Source organism: Pseudomonadota bacterium (assembly GCA_039196715.1).
Lineage (GTDB): Bacteria > Pseudomonadota > Gammaproteobacteria > CALCKW01 > CALCKW01 > CALCKW01.
Genome location: JBCCUP010000005.1, coordinates 1 through 17,776 on the forward strand (window position 1 = coordinate 1; position 17,776 = coordinate 17,776).

Annotated in this window: 17 protein-coding genes, 1 tRNA gene and 1 pseudogene; 6 read left to right on the top strand and 13 right to left on the bottom strand. The window is 65.1% G+C overall.

The genetic code is table 11. The features are described 5' to 3' along the window. The 9 genes and pseudogenes from AAGA11_03465 to AAGA11_03505 all read right to left on the bottom strand — a co-directional run. A partial coding sequence (locus AAGA11_03465; protein ID MEM9601895.1) for a DUF393 domain-containing protein occupies positions 1-373 on the bottom strand: 373 nt, incomplete at its 3' end. Between the two features lie 327 nt (positions 374-700). After that, positions 701-793: transfer RNA gene (locus tag AAGA11_03470), tRNA-Ser, on the bottom strand. A 156-nt stretch (positions 794-949) separates the two neighbouring features. Further along, positions 950-1,047 (bottom strand): annotated as a pseudogene (locus AAGA11_03475). A gap of 452 nt (positions 1,048-1,499) precedes the next feature. Next, on the bottom strand, positions 1,500-1,709 hold the full coding sequence (gene csrA / locus AAGA11_03480) for a carbon storage regulator CsrA (protein ID MEM9601896.1): 210 nt from the start codon (positions 1,707-1,709) through the stop codon (positions 1,500-1,502). A 220-nt stretch (positions 1,710-1,929) separates the two neighbouring features. Next, a complete protein-coding gene (locus AAGA11_03485; GenBank protein MEM9601897.1) occupies positions 1,930-3,159 on the bottom strand; it encodes an aspartate kinase in 1,230 nt (409 codons plus the stop codon). Between the two features lie 22 nt (positions 3,160-3,181). After that, positions 3,182-5,803: an alanine--tRNA ligase gene (gene alaS, locus AAGA11_03490; GenBank protein MEM9601898.1), complete on the bottom strand. Its 2,622-nt coding sequence runs from the start codon at positions 5,801-5,803 to the stop codon at positions 3,182-3,184. 65 nt (positions 5,804-5,868) lie between these two features. Further along, positions 5,869-6,354, bottom strand: a complete 486-nt coding sequence (locus AAGA11_03495; protein MEM9601899.1) for a regulatory protein RecX — start codon at positions 6,352-6,354, stop codon at positions 5,869-5,871. 101 nt (positions 6,355-6,455) lie between these two features. Then, entirely contained in the window at positions 6,456-7,499 is a 1,044-nt protein-coding gene (gene recA, locus AAGA11_03500; protein ID MEM9601900.1) for a recombinase RecA, read from the bottom strand. A gap of 92 nt (positions 7,500-7,591) precedes the next feature. Then, on the bottom strand, positions 7,592-8,089 hold the full coding sequence (locus AAGA11_03505) for a CinA family protein (protein MEM9601901.1): 498 nt from the start codon (positions 8,087-8,089) through the stop codon (positions 7,592-7,594). 71 nt (positions 8,090-8,160) lie between these two features. Here AAGA11_03505 and mutS point away from each other — a divergent pair, with 71 nt between their 5' ends. The 4 genes from mutS to AAGA11_03525 all read left to right on the top strand — a co-directional run bounded on the left by mutS (position 8,161) and on the right by AAGA11_03525 (position 13,765). Beyond that, entirely contained in the window at positions 8,161-10,731 is a 2,571-nt protein-coding gene (mutS, locus tag AAGA11_03510; GenBank protein MEM9601902.1) for a DNA mismatch repair protein MutS, read from the top strand. A 22-nt stretch (positions 10,732-10,753) separates the two neighbouring features. Then, complete coding sequence (locus AAGA11_03515) at positions 10,754-11,614, top strand: NAD(+) kinase (protein ID MEM9601903.1); 861 nt, start codon at positions 10,754-10,756, stop codon at positions 11,612-11,614. Positions 11,615-11,632: 18 nt separating this feature from the next. Continuing rightward, the gene (recN, locus tag AAGA11_03520; GenBank protein ID MEM9601904.1) at positions 11,633-13,294 is read left to right on the top strand and encodes a DNA repair protein RecN; all 1,662 of its coding nucleotides are present in this window, start codon (positions 11,633-11,635) and stop codon (positions 13,292-13,294) included. Positions 13,295-13,384: 90 nt separating this feature from the next. Beyond that, positions 13,385-13,765 carry an outer membrane protein assembly factor BamE gene (locus AAGA11_03525; GenBank protein ID MEM9601905.1) on the top strand — a complete coding sequence of 127 codons (381 nt, stop codon included), beginning with the start codon at positions 13,385-13,387 and terminating at the stop codon, positions 13,763-13,765. A 34-nt stretch (positions 13,766-13,799) separates the two neighbouring features. Here the strand turns inward: AAGA11_03525 and AAGA11_03530 are convergent, their stop codons facing one another. Further along, on the bottom strand, positions 13,800-14,228 hold the full coding sequence (locus AAGA11_03530) for a type II toxin-antitoxin system RatA family toxin (protein ID MEM9601906.1): 429 nt from the start codon (positions 14,226-14,228) through the stop codon (positions 13,800-13,802). 119 nt (positions 14,229-14,347) lie between these two features. On the opposite strand from AAGA11_03530, the gene smpB reads away from it, so the two are divergent. After that, on the top strand, positions 14,348-14,827 hold the full coding sequence (gene smpB / locus AAGA11_03535; protein ID MEM9601907.1) for an SsrA-binding protein SmpB: 480 nt from the start codon (positions 14,348-14,350) through the stop codon (positions 14,825-14,827). Positions 14,828-14,837: 10 nt separating this feature from the next. Here the strand turns inward: smpB and dnaQ are convergent, their stop codons facing one another. The 3 genes from dnaQ to AAGA11_03550 all read right to left on the bottom strand — a co-directional run bounded on the left by dnaQ (position 14,838) and on the right by AAGA11_03550 (position 16,874). After that, entirely contained in the window at positions 14,838-15,536 is a 699-nt protein-coding gene (gene dnaQ / locus AAGA11_03540) for a DNA polymerase III subunit epsilon (GenBank protein MEM9601908.1), read from the bottom strand. A 9-nt stretch (positions 15,537-15,545) separates the two neighbouring features. After that, a complete protein-coding gene (gene rnhA / locus AAGA11_03545; protein MEM9601909.1) occupies positions 15,546-15,980 on the bottom strand; it encodes a ribonuclease HI in 435 nt (144 codons plus the stop codon). Between the two features lie 105 nt (positions 15,981-16,085). Further along, positions 16,086-16,874 (bottom strand): methyltransferase domain-containing protein, encoded by a 789-nt coding sequence (locus AAGA11_03550; GenBank protein ID MEM9601910.1) that lies wholly within the window; start codon positions 16,872-16,874, stop codon positions 16,086-16,088. A gap of 200 nt (positions 16,875-17,074) precedes the next feature. On the opposite strand from AAGA11_03550, the gene AAGA11_03555 reads away from it, so the two are divergent. Continuing rightward, a complete protein-coding gene (locus AAGA11_03555; GenBank protein MEM9601911.1) occupies positions 17,075-17,755 on the top strand; it encodes an FHA domain-containing protein in 681 nt (226 codons plus the stop codon). Positions 17,756-17,776: the final 21 nt, after the last annotated feature.

Consider the following 17,776-nt stretch of genomic DNA (forward strand, 5'->3'; position numbering starts at 1 on the left):
CTTGAGCGCGCGAAGCCGACGCAATCTGACAGTGAGCCAGGCGCTTGAAGCGCCACGCGGCAAACCGGTTGTACAGTCGATCGGCCACCGGCTGGATCACCGGCAGGGCCACGATCCTGGCCAGCACACGCCACCGGTGCAGTGGTTTCCAGATCGCGATAAACGCTGCGACGCCCACGTGCAGCACACCGTCAGCGTCCTTCACGTGTAACCGCTCGAGCCCGTCGGCCAGGGAGACGCCTTCGCGCTCCAGGGCCTCACTGGATGACGTGATGTCCTGCCAATCGAACACACCGTCCGGCGCTATCTTCCGATAGTGTTCGATTTCCTTTGAACACAGGCCGCATTTGCCGTCGTAAAACACCGTGATCATGAACGCCTCCGAGGGCCTGCCGCGCGCCCGATGCACGCCGTACCGAGGGATTCGTCTGCCAGCGGTGTGGAGAGTTCCGCACAGGGTGCGATCTGTTTTCAGACGGCTCCGCAGCGAACCGCCAGGGCCTTTTCCACACGCCGCTGGCGTGTGATCAACTCGAAACCGCTCAGGCGGTTTCTCGCCCTGCGGGCGGCGCTCTGCGCCGTCTCCCACGCCGCTGGCGTGTGATCGAACCCTCTGCTCGGGTTCGAACCCTCTCTCGGGAAAGTACGTCGTGCTTCTCTGGCTCGGCGGCGGCTCACACCGACGCGATATTCTGGGATATGGCGGAGAGAGAGGGATTCGAACCCTCGATGGAGCTATAAACCCCATACTCCCTTAGCAGGGGAGCGCCTTCAGCCACTCGGCCACCTCTCCGTGCCCGAAATTATACACTATGGAACACGGCTGACGCTGGCTACGACACTGGATTTTCGACGTCACAATGACGTGTGCTGGCTATCCACGGCGGGATGGATTCGCAATCGCTTGAAGCGATTCCTCACCCTGCGGGCGCTGCTGCGCAGCGTCTCCCGCGCGCTGCGCGGGATCGAACCCTCGATGGAGCTATAAACCCCATCTCTCTTAGCTGGGGGACGCCGAGTCGGGAGCGCCTTCAGCCACTCGGCCGCCTCTCCGTGCGCAGATCCATGCACTGTGTCACACGGCTGACGCTGGTTACGGCGGTGGGTTTTCAGCCTCGGAATGACACGCGCTGGCCATTCATGGCGGGAGTGATTCGGGATCGCTTCAGGCGATCCCTCACCCTTCGGGCGCGACTTCGTCGCGTCCTCACACCTACCGGTGTGGGTGATTCGCAATCGCCTCGGGCGATCCCTCACCCTTCGGGCGCGACTTCGTCGCGTCCTCACACCTACCGGTGTGGGTGACGTGAATTCCCACACGACGACGCCCGCTCTGCAGGCACGACACGGCGCCGGCGAGACACCGGGCCTGTCCGGGATTCGGGTGGCGTTTGGGGGGGATGAGCGCGCTGCGTCGCGTAGGTCACGCGATGCAGCACCGCTGGTGTGCTGTGCGTCCGGCGGGGAAAGCTGCCTGTGCGGCAGCCCGAGGGATTGAGTCAGCTGGCTTGTGAGACGTCGTTGGACGCGTCGTCCGAGTCCGCTTGCTCCTGTTTGATCCGATCGTAGATTTCCTGCCGGTGCACTGAGACTTCCTTCGGCGCGTTCACGCCGATACGCACCTGGTTGCCTTTGACGCCGAGCACGGTCACGGTGACTTCGTCACCGATGACCAGCGTTTCACCGACCCGCCTGGTCAGAATCAACATATCCGTATTCTCCTTTATCGTTCTTTTTTCAGCAGCGCAGAAGTCCTCTACGGATCGCTGGACCGCCGCTCACGGAAATGCGGTTTACAGAAATTATTCGTTCGCAGTCTAAAGACCTTGTCGGACAAGATCCGCTGACCTTTAGCTGAACAACCGGACCACCGTGAGCCCAGAACCGAATGCAGGGCGACAAGCACGCCTAAGTGTATACCACGTTACGTCAGTTGCCGCCTTTCTCATCCAGATCAAAGGCCGTGTGTAGGGTGCGCACCGCCAACTCCAGGTAGCGCTCATCGATGACCACCGAAATCTTGATTTCGGAGGTCGAAATCATGAGGATGTTGATCCCCTCTGCCGCCAGCGCGGAGAACATGGTGCTGGCCACACCGGCGTGCGAGCGCATGCCGACGCCGACGATGGACACCTTGACGATCTCCTCGTTGACGTTCACTGCTCCAGCGTTCAGATCCACTGCGCATTGTTGCAATATGGACTGGGTTTGCTTGAACGCGCTGCGGTGGACCGTGAAGGTAAAGTCCGTGGTGTCGGCGATGCCGGCGTTCTGCACAATCATGTCCACTTCGATGTTGGCGTCGGACACCGGCCCCAGAATGCGTGCGGCAACGCCCGGTTGATCCGGTACGCCCGCCAGCGTCAACTGCGCCTCGTCTCGGTTGAACGCAATGCCCGACACCAGCACATCTTCCATCGAATCTTCCTCGTCGTAAGTGATCAACGTGCCGTCGTCGGGTTCGAACGACGAGAGTACGCGAAGCGGCACATTGTATTTTCCAGCGAACTCGACGGCCCGAATCTGCAAGACCTTGGAGCCGAGTGACGCCAGTTCGAGCATTTCCTCGAACGTGATCTTCTCCAGGCGTCTCGCGCGCGGTTCGACCCGCGGATCGGTCGTGTACACGCCGTCCACGTCGGTGTAAATGCGGCACTCGTCCGCCTCGAGCGCAGCCGCAATGGCCACAGCCGAGGTGTCCGAACCGCCACGACCCAAGGTGCTGATGTCGCCGCCTTCGGTGACACCCTGGAAACCGGCAACCACCACAACCCGGCCGGCATCCAGATCCCGACGAATGGCAGCCTGCTCGATGTGCTGGATGCGTGCTTTGGTGTGCGACTCGTCCGTCAGCATCCGGATTTGCCAACCGGTGTACGACCTCGCGGGCACCCCGTTGCGGTTCAGAACCATCGACAGCAGTGCGATGGTGACCTGCTCCCCTGTCGAGAGCAGCACATCCATTTCGCGCGACGATACGCTGTCGCTGACGTCCTCAGCGAGTGCAACGAGCCGGTTGGTTTCGCCCGACATCGCCGACACCACGACAACGACCTGGTGCCCCGCTGACACATCGGCGGCGACGAGCTTCGCCACGTGTTCGATGCGTTCGACCGAGCCGACGGAGGTGCCGCCGTACTTATGTACATATAAAGCCATGAGTCTTCTCGCGCCCGCCCGCTCAGCTCGACGCCAACGTCTGTTCGACACTGGCCGCGACGGCGGCCAATGCGGCAGGCAGTGCAGCGGGGTTGTCTCCGCCCCCCTGGGCGAAGTCCGGGCGCCCGCCCCCCTTGCCGCCGACGTCGGCGGCGACGCGTTTGACGATGTCACCGGCGGACAGCCGCTTGCTCAGCGACTTGGAGACACCCGCAGCCACCCGAACGGCACTGCCGTCGACCACGGCGAGCACGACAACGGCCTCGCCGAGCCGGTTCTTGAGGTCGTCGACGTTGTCACGCAGCGCCTTTGGGTCGACGCCGTCCACCACGGTGGCCAGCACCTTGACGCCCGCCACCTCAACGGCGTCGTCAACCAGGCCCTGCCCCGACAGCAGGGCGAGTTTGGACCGTGTTTGGTCGAGGTCTTTCTCGAGCGACCGTATCCGGCTTTGCATGGCCCTGACTCGTTCCGCCACCGCGGCGCGCGGCACGTTGAAATCCTGCGCCAACCCGGCGAGCGTCGATTCGCCCTCCAGCACGTGTTCAATCGCTGCTGCACCCGTCAGCGCCTCGATGCGGCGAATGCCAGACGCAACAGCGCCTTCTGACACGATCCTGAACGCGCCGATCTCACCGCTGCGCGCGACGTGCGTGCCACCGCAGAGCTCGGTGGAATCCGGGCCGAGCGTCACCACGCGCACGACCTCGCCATACTTCTCACCGAACAGCATGGTGGCCCCGAGTGCCTTCGCGGCGTCGATCGGCATTTCGCGGATGTCGGTGACGTGGTTGGCACGCACCTCGGCGTTGACGTGGCGCTCGATGGTCGCGAGCGTGTCGGCGTCAACAGGCTGGTCGTTGGAGAAATCGAAGCGCAGGTGCTCCGGCGACACCAACGAGCCGCGCTGCTGCACGTGGTCGCCGACCGCCTGGCGCAGGGCTTCGTGCAGCAGATGGGTCGCCGAGTGGTTCGCCTGGGTGGCTTCTCTACGGGCGGTGTCGACTGCGGCCAACACACTCTGCCCCACGCGCAGGCTGCCCTCGACCACTTCGATCGCGTGCAGGAAGGCCGAGCCACTCTTGCGTGTGTCGTGCACGGTGACGGACACGCCGTCGGCGTCCAGACGCCCCTGATCGCCCACCTGCCCGCCCGATTCGGCGTAGAACGCGGTACGGTCGAGCACGGCGACACCTGTGGCGCCGTCGTTCAGGCTGTCCACAGCCTCACCGTCACAATACAGCTCAAGCACCGTCGCATCGACACTCAACGTGGTGTAACCGTCAAACGCGGTCGATGCGCTCGAGAGCACCCCTTCACTCTGCTCGACTGAAAACTGACTCGCCGCACGGGCCCGAGCCCGTTGGTTTTCCATCGCCGCGTCGAAGCCCGCCTCGTCCACGGACAGCTCCCGCTCGCGGGCGATGTCCGCGGTCAGGTCAAGTGGAAAGCCGTACGTGTCGTACAGCCGGAATGCGAGTTCCCCCGGGATTTCGCACCCGTCGAGCGTTTCCAGTGCCGAATCGAGCAACTTCATGCCGTTGTCGAGCGTCTCGGCAAAGCGCTTCTCCTCCTGCAGCAGCAGCCGCTCGACACGTTCCTGTTGTGCCACCAACTCCGGGTACGCTGCGCCCATCTCGTCGACCAGGGCCGAAACCAGGGTGTGGAAGAACGGCGTGGTGCAGCCGAGCTTGTAGCCGTGGCGCACAGCTCGCCGAATGATCCGCCGCAGCACATACCCGCGCCCCTCGTTACCCGGCACCACCCCGTCAACAATGAGAAACGCGCACGAGCGGATGTGGTCAGCGACCACTTTCAGCGAGGCATCACCGTGCGCCGTCGTGCCCACCGCCTTGGCACTCGCGGCCAGCAGACGCTCGAACAGGTCGATCTCGTAATTCGAGTGCACGTGTTGCAACACAGCAGCAATCCGCTCCAGCCCCATGCCGGTGTCGACCGACGGTTTCGGCAAGGGCGTCAGGGTGCCGTCCGCCGACCGGTCAAACTGCATGAAAACGAGATTCCAGATCTCGATGTACCGGTCGCCGTCCTCCTCCGGCGTGCCCGGCGGCCCTCCCCACACATCGGGCCCGTGATCGAAAAAGATCTCCGAGCACGGCCCGCAGGGCCCGGTGTCACCCATCTGCCAGAAGTTATCCTTGGCACCGATGCGCGCAATTCGCTCGCGCGGCACGCCGATCCGGTTCTCCCAGATGTCGAACGCCTCATCGTCTTCCTCGAACACCGTGATCCAGAGCTTGTCCTCCGGCAACCCGAGGCACCCGTCGGCCTGGTCGCCGGTCAGGAACTGCCAGGCAAAGCGAATCGCCTCGGTTTTGAAGTAATCGCCGAAGCTGAAATTGCCCAGCATTTCGAAAAAGGTGTGGTGCCGTGCGGTGTACCCCACGTTCTCGAGGTCGTTGTGTTTGCCGCCGGCGCGCACGCAGCGTTGCGACGTGGTCGCCCGCAGGTAGTCGCGTGTCTCCGTGCCCAGAAACAGGTCCTTGAACTGCACCATGCCGGCGTTGGTAAACAACAAGGTGGGGTCGTTCCCGGGCACCAGCGGGCTGGAGGAGACGATCGTGTGTCCCTGGGTTTCAAAAAAGCGCAGATAGCGCTCGCGGATGTCCGACGTGGTCAGCATGTTTCGTGTACTCGACTGGGCGCCGCGCCAACGTACGTTGGCGCGAAATAACGACATCGAGAAGTCTAGCGCTGCCCGCCCTGAAATTCGGCGATGGCCGCACGTGCCGCGGAGGCCGCGAACCCCCGTTGTTCCAGGGTACGGCGCAGCTTGGCATACCCGTCTGACGGCGCGCATTTCGCGAGGAGCACGTTGAGCGCCGCTCCGGACCAGTCCGCGTCCAGTGCGTCAACCGCGTGCTGGGCTTGCCCGCTGTCTACGCCGCGGGACACGAGGTCGGCCTTGACCCTCAGGGGGCCAAAACCCTTCGCAACACGTTGTTCGGCATACAGCTCGGCAAAGCGTGCGTCACTCAGATACCCTTCGTCGGCGAGGCGATCGAGCGCAGCTTCGATATCCCCGCCATGATACCCGCGTTTGTCGAGCTTGTGTCCCAATTCCGAGCGCGAATGCTCTCGCCGCACCAACAGGCGCAAGGCGTTCGCATACACCGCCTGTCGTCGCTCCGCCGGCGTCAACCCACCTTCACCGTCGGCATCATCGTCAAACACGGCTGCTGTGCCCGCGCGCAGCCGCTGACCACAGGCCTCGTGTTACCGCACAGTCGCCACTGGCAGAGACGCCACCCGCCTTGGCTCCCTTGCAGCCCGTGTTACTCAGCGGGCTCGAGATCGTCAACATCGTCGGAGAGGTCTTCCGGCTCGGCCGTGACCAACAGCTTGGCCCTGAGGGCCCGGTCGAGCTCGTCCGCAACCTCGGGGTGGTCCTTGAGGAACTGCCGCACGTTTTCCTTGCCCTGACCCACGCGGTCGCCGTTGTAGCTGTACCACGCACCGGCCTTGTCGAGCAGGCCCTGCTTGACCCCCAGGTCGATGAGCTCGCCCTCACGGGAGCTGCCTTCACCGTAGAGAATTTCGAATTCAGCCTGCCGAAACGGCGGCGCCATCTTGTTCTTGACGACTTTGACACGGGTCTCGTTGCCGACGACCTCGTCGCCTTTCTTGATTGCGCCGATGCGGCGGATGTCGAGCCGGACGGACGAGTAGAACTTGAGCGCGTTGCCGCCCGTCGTGGTTTCCGGGCTGCCGAACATCACACCGATTTTCATGCGGATCTGGTTGATGAAGATCACGAGCGTGTTGGAACGCTTGATGTTGGCCGTGAGCTTGCGCAGTGCCTGCGACATGAGGCGCGCGTGCAAGCCGACGTGCGAGTCGCCCATGTCGCCTTCGATTTCGGCCTTCGGTGTCAGCGCAGCAACCGAGTCGACCACGACGAGGTCCACTGCACCCGAGCGCACCAGCATGTCGGTGATCTCCAGTGCCTGGTCGCCGGTGTCGGGCTGCGAGATCAGCAGGTCGTCGACGTCCACGCCAAGCTTGCGCGCGTAGGTCGGGTCGAGCGCGTGCTCGGCGTCGACGAACGCGGCAGTGCCACCGGCCTTCTGGCATTCGGCGATGGCCTGCAAGGTCAGGGTGGTTTTGCCCGACGATTCCGGGCCGTAGATTTCCACGATGCGACCCTTCGGCAAGCCGCCGATGCCGAGGGCGACGTCGATGGCGAGCGAGCCGGTCGAAATCACCTCGATCTGGTTGTCGACGTTCGCGTCACCCATGCGCATGACCGCGCCCTTGCCAAACTGTTTTTCGATCTGGCCGAGTGCGGCTGCGAGCGCTTTCTTGCGGTTGTCGTCCACGGTGGTCTCCGGGGTCAGGGGTTGGGGGTGCGCTGGAATGCGTCAAATTCTCCCACACATATTAACGCATCCGCCAGTAATTTACTGATTTTTTATCCAGTATTTCTGGTTCGGTCCAACAGGCCGTGTATCGCGACCGACGCAGCGGCTGCACGCACCGCGGCCCGATCGCCCGGCAGCTGCACGCATTCGGTGTCGACGGTCACCGCCGAGCCACCCGGCACGGTGACCAGGTACCCGACCCAGACCGTGCCGACCGGCTTGCTTGCGCTGCCTCCGTCTGGCCCGGCGACACCGCTGACCGACACCGCCACCGCCGCATGACTGCGGGCGATGGCACCGGCCACCATCGCACGCACCACCGCCTCGCTGACGGCACCGTGCGCCTCGATCACGGACGGCGGGACACCGAGCAGACCGGTTTTCGCGGCGTTGCTGTAGGTCACGAAACCGCGTTCCAACCAACGCGAGCTGCCGGCGATGTCGGTGCATCGGGCGGCGATCAGTCCGCCGGTGCACGACTCTGCCGTGGCCATCATCTGCCCGCGTCGCACGAGCTGCTGTCCCAGCCGCGCAACATCCTCGTCCACGCACTTCACGTCACGTTCTCCCGGGGGCACCGCCCCAAGTCAGCCCGATATTGGCTGGTATCATCGCAGCGATGAGCCACGCCAACCAAACGCCGATGATGCGCCAGTACCTGCGCATCAAGGCCGAGCACCCGGACACGCTGCTGTTCTACCGTATGGGCGATTTCTACGAGCTGTTCTTCGACGACGCGAAGCGCGCTGCGGAGCTGCTCGGCATCACCCTGACCAAGCGCGGCCACGCCGGTGGGCAACCCATTCCGATGGCCGGCGTGCCGGTGCACGCTGTCGAAAGCTACCTCGCCAAGCTGCTCCGCCGTGGCGAGTCGGTGGCTGTCTGCGAACAGATCGGCGACCCGGCCACCACCAAGGGCCCGGTCGAACGCAAGGTGGTGCGCGTCCTCACACCCGGCACGGTGACAGACGAAGCCCTGCTGCCCGAACAGGGCTCGGCCCTGCTGGTCGCACTGGTCCGCGACGGCCAGCGCGTCGGGTTGGCCTCGCTCGAGCTCGCGGCCGGGCGCTTCGCTCTGCTCGAGGTTGACGGTGAGGGCGCCCTCGCCAGCGAATTGGACCGGTTGCAACCCGCCGAGATTCTCTACCCCGAGGACTGGCCGGCCGCGCCACAAACGGGGATTTCAACGCCCCGCCCGGTGTGGCATTTCGACCGTGCTTCGGCCGAGGAGCAACTCTGCCAGCTGTTCGGCACGCGCGACCTGGTCGGCTTCGGTGCGAGCACCCTGTCGCTCGCCATCGGGGCGGCAGGGGCTGCCTTGCAATACGTCAAGGACACCCAGCGCGCAGCCCTGCCGCACCTCACGGGGCTGACCGTCGAGTCGCGCGCCGACACCTTGATCCTCGACGCCGTAAGCCGACGCAACCTGGAGATCGACCAAACGCTCTCGGGCGCCCGCGACAACACCCTGCTTGCGACCCTGGACACCACCGTGACGGCGGGCGGCGCAAGGCTGCTTGCGCGCCGGCTCAACCGACCACTTCGCCAGGGCAACGCGCTCGAGGCGCGGCTGACCGCGCTGGATGCCGTGATAGCGAGCGACGGCTGCCACACGGTCCGCGAGCACTTGCGTGGCAGCGCGGACGTCGAGCGCATCTGCGCCCGTATCGCCCTGCGCAGTGCGCGACCGCGCGACCTCACCGGGTTGCGCGACAGCCTCGCACGTGGTCCGGACTTGCACCAGGCGTTGTCGACAGCCGGACTGCTCAACGCGCTCGCAGCCACCGTGTCGCAGCTCGGCGACCATGCCGACACGCTCGATCTGCTGCAGCGCGCTGTCATAGCCGACCCACCGGTGTTGGCCCGCGACGGCGGTGTCATCGCGGAGGGCTACGACGACGAACTGGACACGCTGCGTCAGCTGCAGACCGATTCGAGCGGCTACCTCGACGCGCTCGAGGCGCGTGAAAAGGCCGAAACCGGCCTGGCCAACCTCAAGGTCGGTTACAACCGGGTGCACGGGTACTTCATCGAACTCCCCCGCAGTCAGGCCGCGGCTGTGCCGACTCACTACACGCGCCGCCAGACCCTGAAGAACGCCGAGCGGTACATCACCGAGGAGCTCAAGGCCTGGGAGGACAAGGTTCTGTCCGCCAAGGACCGCGCGCTGGCGCGCGAGCGACGCCTCTACGACGCGCTGATCGACACGCTGGTGGCCCGCCTCGCGCCGCTACAAGCCTTCGCCGCGGCGCTCGCCGAACTGGACGTGCTCGGCACGCTCGCCGAGCGCGCCACGGCACTGCAGTGGAGCCGACCCCACTTTGTCGACAACCCGGGCCTCGCGATTGATGCCGGCCGCCACCCGGTGGTCGAACCCCTGCTCGACACCCCCTTTGTCGCCAACGACCTGGTCTTCACGGCGGAACGGCGCATGGTGCTGATCACGGGGCCGAACATGGGCGGCAAGTCCACCTACATGCGCCAGACGGCCCTGATCACGCTGCTCGCGCATGTCGGCAGCTACGTGCCCGCGGACCGCGCCGTCATTGGCCCCCTCGACCGCATCTTCACCCGCATCGGCGCGTCCGACGACCTGGCATCGGGCCGGTCCACGTTCATGGTCGAGATGACCGAAGCGGCCAACATCCTGCACAACGCCAACGAGAACAGCCTGGTGCTGATGGACGAGATCGGTCGCGGCACCAGCACGTACGACGGTCTCGCACTCGCCTGGGCCTGCGCCGAACGTCTGGCCAGGCACAACCGGGCACTGACCCTCTTTGCCACCCACTACTTCGAGCTGACCGCGCTGGCTGATGCCGAGCCCGGCGTCGAGAACGTGCACCTGGACGCGAGTGAGCACCGCGGCGAAATCGTCTTCATGCACCGCGTCAAATCCGGCCCGGCCAACCGCAGCTACGGCCTTCAGGTCGCCAAGCTTGCCGGTCTGCCGGCCCCGGTCGTCAACGTGGCTGCAGCCAAGCTGCGCGAACTCGAATCACCGGGCCAGAGCAGCACCGCCAACACGTCACCTGCGGCGGCCGAGGACGCGCAACACCAACTCGGATTGTTCAGTGCGTTGGGCGAAGGGCCACTGCAGAGTCGGCTCGGCGAGGTCGATCCAGACGCCCTGACGCCCCGGCAAGCACTCGATCTGGTCTACCAATTGGTCGAGATGGCACGCGATTGACACGGCGTGGTACGGTAGAAAAATGACCGCTTTCTCTCACGTGGGGCTGGTGGTGCGGCAGCAGGATCACTCGGTCGCCGACACCCTCCACGACATTCACGGGTTGCTCACACGCAAAGGCTGCACCGCGCTGTTCGAACACAGCACGAGCGGCATGGTGTCAGGCGTCGAGACCCTGGGCTTCGACGACATCGGCGCGCGTGCCGACCTCGCGATCGTGGTCGGCGGCGACGGCACGCTTTTGTCCACGGCCCGTGAACTCGTCGATTCGGGGGTGCCACTGGTCGGTGTGAACCGCGGGCGGCTCGGCTTTTTGACCGATGTCCACCCCGATGAAAAGCTGTTGCAACTCGCGGCCATCCTCGACGGCGACTACGTCCCCGACGAGCGGCTGATGTTGCGCATGGACGTCGAACGCGACGGCGAAGTGCTCTACACCGATTCGGCCTTCAACGACGTTGTGATCCGCAACACCCAGATGTTGCGGATCGTCGATTTCGAGGTGTACATCGACGGGTCTTTCGTCAACCACCAGCGCGCCGACGGGATCATCGTCAGCACGCCCTCGGGCTCGACGGCGTATGCGCTCTCTAACGGCGGCCCCATCGTGAACCCGCAGTTGCAAGGCATCATCCTGCAACCGATCTGCCCCCACACCTTGAGCAGCCGCCCGCTCGTGGTGCCCGAAGACTGCACGATCGAAATCGTCGTCTGTGATGACGGCGCACCCAACGCACAAGCGGTCTGCGACGGCCAGCTCTACCACCACGTGCAACGCGATGACATCGTCCGCGTGCGCCGCAAGCGGCGCCACCTCACGCTGCTGCACCCGAGCGACTACGACTACTTCCAGATCCTGCGAGCGAAGCTCAACTGGCGCTGACTCGCCAGATCACCTGCCATGCTCGACTACCTCCGCGTCCAGGACTTCGCCATCATCGACAGCGTCAGCACGCCGTTCGCCGACGGCATGACGGCCCTGACGGGCGAGACCGGCGCGGGCAAGTCCATTCTGCTCGACGCCATCGGGCTGGTGCTCGGTGACCGTGCAGAGCGCCACAGTGTGCGTGACGGCGCGGCACGCGCCGAGATCGAAGCGAGCTTCAGTGTCGCCGCCGACAGCGAAGCTGCACGCTGGCTCACCGCGCACGACCTCGACGACGACGGGGTGTGCACCTTGCGACGGGTCGTGCGGCGCGACGGCCGCTCGCGGGCATACGTCAACGGCCGAAGTGTGTCCTCACAGGCCCTGCGCGAGCTCGGCGAGATGCTGGTTCACATCCACGGTCAGCACGAGCACCAGCACCTGTCCGACACCGATCGACAACGCCAGATTGTCGATGCACGCGCTGGCGTTGACGCCGAGCTGGATGCCCTGGCGAGCTTGCACGCCGACTGGCGTCTTGCCCTGTCGGCGGTGCGCGACGCCGAGGGCCAGCGCAACGAGCGCACCGACCGACTCGACCTCTTGCAGTTCCAGTTGCGCGAACTGCAGGCCGTGCAACTCGATGCCGACGGCATCGACGCCCTGTTCACGGAACACCGTCGCTTGAGCAACGCGGAACAGCTGATCGCCTCGATCAACGCGCTGATCAGCGACACCTTCGACGACGACGGCTCGGCGCACGAGCGCCTCAGTCGCGCCCTCCGAGTTGCCGAGAGCCTCGCCGACACCGACGCTGCACTGGCGCCACTGACCCAACTCGTCGGTGATGCGTTGATCAATCTCGACGAAGCTGCAAGCCTGGCGCGCGGCTACGTGTCCGGGCTCGACCTCGACCCATCGCGCCTCGCCGAGGTAGACGCCGAGATCGCCATCGTGCACGGCCTCGCGCGCAAACACCGGGTCGAGGCGCGCGATTTGCCCGCAGTGCGAGCCCAGTTCGAGACCGAGCGCGCAGCGCTTGAGGCAGCCGTGTCCGACCCGGCAACCCTCGAGGCCGCGGCAGCGGACGCACACAGCCGTTTTCTCGCGTGCGCCCGACGCGTGAGCCGTGCGCGTCGCACAGCTGCGAAGGCGCTCTCCAGCGACGTGACAGCCGAATTACAGACCCTCGGCATGGGCGGTGGGCAGTTCAGGGTCGAGGTCAGCGAGGACCCGGAGCACGCCACCGCGCACGGCATCGACCGCATCGAACTGCGGGTGAGTGCAAATCCGGGCCAACGGCCCAAGCCCTTGGCAAAAGTCGCCTCGGGCGGCGAACTCTCACGCATCAGCCTCGCGATCCAGTTGATCGCGTCACGCTACGCCGCCGTGCCCTCGTTGGTGTTCGACGAGGTCGACGCCGGCATCGGCGGTGGCACCGCGGAGATCGTCGGCAAGCAGCTTCGCGAGCTGGGCGAGCGCTGTCAGGTGATGTGCGTGACGCACCTGCCCCAGGTTGCAAGTCAGGCACATCACCACATCGCCGTTCGAAAAACCGTGGTTGATGGCGAAACCCACACCGCCCCGACGGCGCTCAAGGGCAAGGCCCGCGTGGACGAAATCGCGCGCATGCTCGGCGGGGTCAAGTTGACGTCAAAGGTGCGGTCCCACGCCCGCGAGATGCTCGGTGAGGCCTGACGTGCCAGCCGCTGCAACGCCCGTGTCGGACAGGTGCGCCTGGACTACACTCCGCGTCAGTCGAGACTGCCCGCAACCCTTGGAGATCCGATGGCCGTGAGAGCAATGGCGATGGCCGCGTGGTGTGTGTTCACGCTGCAGGCGTGCACGACCGCCTTGTTGCCCAGTGCCCACCGCCACCCTATGCAGCAGGGCAACCTCATCGACCTCGAGCAGCGCGCGCAGCTGCAGGTGGGCATGACGCAGGACCAGGTGCGCTTCCTGGTTGGCGATCCCGCGTTGTCCAACCTGGTTCAGCCCAACACCTGGTTGTACATATACAACAGCGGTGAGTTGCTCGAGCCTGGCATCAACCACCTGCTTGCGCTCGCCTTCGACAGCGAGGGCACGCTGCTCTCGATCGACAACCGCTATGCCCCGGAGCGCGCGCAGAGCGCCTTCCGACGCGACACACGGCGCGACTTCGACTGAACGCACTCGACTGCCCAGGTCGGCTGCCGGGGCATCAGGCGTAGAGTTGCTTCGCACGGCGCACGAAGGCGTCCACCATCGCGCGATTGACCTCCTTGAAGACGGGCCCCGCCGTCATGTCGAGCAAGCGGCTGCTGAATTCGAACGCAAGCGCCAGAGTGACCTCGCAGCCCGCATCACGGGACGCGAAGCGCCACTCACCCTGCAGTGACTTGAACGGCCCCTCAACCAGCTCGATGCCCAGACGCTCGACGGGCTGGAGTTGGTTGCGCGTGGTGAAGCGCTGTCTGAGCGGGCCCTTGCTGACCGTGATTTCGGCGACTTGTGCGGTGTCACTGCGCTCGATCAGTCGGGATGCACGGCACCACGGCAGGAACGTGCTGTAGTGTTCGACCTCGGCCACCAGGCGGTACATCTGCTCGGCAGTGAAGGGCACGCGAGTGCGTTCAGTGAATCGTTGCATGGGGACGCAGCTGGCACGGGTTGGCGGGAGGCATCTGCCTAGTATGGCGCATGCAGCTGGGCGTTGCTGTCGGAGCCCTTCGAGCTCGGCATCCGGGCCTACGGTATACTTGTCTGGCTATGGCCAAGAAAAAGAAGCCAGCCGGACACGGTGGCGCGACCATCGCGCTGAACCGCAAGGCGAAGTTCGACTTCCACATCGAAACGCGCTACGAAGCGGGCTTGTCGCTGCTCGGCTGGGAAGTGAAAAGCCTGCGCGCGGGCAAGGTCCAGTTGAACGAGAGCTATGTGTTCGTCCGCGCAGGCGAAGCCTATCTGATCGGCTGCCACATCTCACCGATGGCCTCGGCGTCGACGCACGTCGACACCTCACCGATGCGGTCACGGAAGTTGCTGTTGCATCGCCGTGAACTGGATGCGCTTATCGGTTCGGTTGAGCGCAAGGGCTACACCCTCGTCCCGATGGCGCTCTATTGGAAACGCGGCCGGGTCAAGCTCGAGATCGGATTGGGCAAGGGCAAGAAAACGCACGACAAGCGTGCAACAGAGAAGGAGCGCGACTGGCAGCGCGACCGCCAGCGCGCGTTGCGCCGCGGTTGAACCCACCCGTTCAGGGCATCAGGGCGTGCCAACGCGCGGGTCCGCCGGACTCCCTTTCAATCATCTCGAGGTATGCCGCGTGCGCAGTGCGTTCGACGTCGCTCGCGCGCGGGATGGCATTGAGGCCCGCCGTCTCCACACGAACCTGCACGGCGCCATGGGTGCCGGCGACCTCGCTGGCGAGGTCGAGTGCGGTCTGGCCGCCGGTCATCAGCAGGTAGACGTCTGCCAGGATTTCCGAGTCGAGCAAGGCGCCGTGCAACTCGCGGCCGGAATTGTCGACATCGAGCCGCTTGCACAAGGCATCGAGGCTGTTGCGCTGGCCCGGGTACATGCGTCGCGCCAATGCCAGGGTGTCGAGCACGGTACAGTGTGCCGAGATGTCCGGTCGATCCAGTCGCGCGAGCTCGGCATTGAGGAAGCCAACATCGAACGGTGCGTTGTGAATCACGAGCTCGGCGCCGTCGACAAACGCCAGAAAGGCATCGACCACCGCGTCGAAGCGCGGCTTGTCGGCCAGAAAGGCGTCGGTGATGCCGTGCACGGCGAGCGCACCGGCATCCACCTCGCGATCGGGCTTGAGGTACGCGTGAAAGTGTCGCCCGGTCAACCGCCTGTTGACGACTTCAACGCCGCCGATCTCGATGACCCGGTGTCCGAGGCCGGGGTCGATGCCGGTCGTCTCGGTGTCCAGTACGATCTGTCGCATGCCCGCCCTCTAGAGTTCGTCGATGCCGCGGTTCGCCAACGCGTCGGCGCGCTCGTTCTCCGGGTGCCCGGCGTGGCCCTTGACCCAGCGCCAGTCGACCGTGTGGCGTGACGCCGCCTCGTCGAGCGCTTGCCACAACTCGGCGTTCTTGACCGGTTTTCGTGCGGCTGTGCGCCAGCCGTTGCGTTTCCAGCCGCCGAGCCACTCGGTGATGCCTTTGCGCACATACTGGGAATCCGTGGTCAGCACCACGTCGCAGGGCCGAGTCAGCGTCGTGAGCGCGTTGATGGCCGCAGTCAGCTCCATTCGGTTGTTGGTGGTCTGCGCTTCGCCACCGTACAACTCCCGCTCCTGGCCTGCGGACCGCAGCACGGCGCCCCACCCGCCGGGCCCCGGGTTGCCGCGGCAGGCGCCGTCCGTGAAGATTTCTACCGAATCTGACATGGCAAGTCAGGCACTCACATGAACTCAATGTGTGTCAATGATACCGCAGACGGCTGACACGGCGACCGGCGGCTCGCGCGCCCGCCTTCCCGGGCACGCAGTCGCTCAGGCTGTCGGGTCCTGACTGCGTGCGCTGCGATCGCTCGAGTGATGTGCAAAGGCGCCGGCGACGACGGCCTTGCGCCCACGCTGGCGAGCACGCTCCAGGTGCGCCGGGTTGAGCGGGATGGATTGCTTGCGGGCCAGCAGGACGTAGACCGGCGCACCGAGCTCGCGCAGCGCACGCACGCCGCGGCGCACCCGGCTGCCCGCCGGCAGCGTCCCGTAAACCGAGGCCGGCCCGACGCCGACGCGTTCGAGCACGTTGAAATCCAGCACCGACAGCCAGTCGACAACCCGGCTCGCACTGAAGAAGTGGCCGCGCCACGGCATGCCCTTGCGCCACTGGAAAAGCGCCCGCCGCGCACCCCAGGCACTCCACAGGTTGAAGCCCATGAGCACCAGGAAACCGTCGTCGGTCAACACGCGGTTTGCCTCACGCAGCACCTGATGCGGCACATCGCAGTAGTCCAGGGTGTGCGGCAGGTAGACGACGTGGAGCGAATTGTCGGCAAAGGGCAACTGCTGTGCGTCGCCGACCACGTCTGCGCCGACGGCCGCGCCGCGCGGGTCCAGCACCAGGCGCCGCAACGTCGCCGTGTCGTCGAGCAGCTGCCCGTCGGGCCCGAGCGCGCCGACCTGCAGCGCCCGGTGGCCAAAGACCTTGGGGAGTTGTTCCTCGAGCCGCTGACGGGTGTGCCGCAGCACCGCTCGGCCCACCGGCGCCGCGTACCAGCGGGCCAGCAGCGGCTGGTCGCGCGACCAGTCGAGGCGGTTGGCAGTCAGGTTTTCCATGAAAATAACTCGCCAACTTGCTGGAAAAGCTGCAGGAAATGCCCCGTATGCTAGCCTTCAATCAGGTGCGTGGCAAACCGCCGGCAAGGGAGCTGGTCGCACAGACCTGCTGGGCTCCTGTGACGCCACCACGACGACCGCGCAAGCCTGCTTAGCGACACCGGGCGCTTGAGTTGAACACCGTTGGACAGATCACAGCCATGATGAAACTGATACTGACAAACGAAGAAGGTGAAGCGAAGGAGTTTCCGCTCGACAAGCCGATTACGGAGATCGGCCGCCGCAGCGGAAACGACATTCAGCTGACGGGTCGTGAAATCAGCGGATTGCACGCGTTGATCGAAAGCGATGGGGCCCGTTTCACGCTGGTGGACCGCGACAGCACCAACGGTACCTGGATCGACGGCGAACGCATCAGCAAACCGACCGAACTGACGCCCAACAGCGCCTTCAAGATCGGCAAATTCAGCCTGTCCTTGCGCGAGGCGCGCACGCAGCCCGTTGCGCTGCCGGCACTGAGCGGCGGCGAGGACGAGCTCGAAGACCAACCGCCCATGCACGACAGTGCGGGTGACAACTCGGTCGGGTCGGTTGCGACCAGCGGACGCGCTCAGATCACGATCAACTCGGGCATCAAGGCCGGCAGCACGATTGATATCGTCAAGGCGGTCACGACGGTCGGTCGACCCGGTGTCCAGGTCGTCGCCATCAACCGTCAGGCCGATGGGTACTACGCGTTGCACGTCGAGACGCTGCAGTGCAACGACAAGGCCACGGTCAACGAGCGCGTGCTGGACGACATGCCGGTGAAGTTGAGCCACGGTGACGCGCTGCGCGTGGCCGGCACGGAAATCCGATTCGAGTTCAAGGCTGCAAGCTGAGTTCGACAGCGCGGCGCGTCG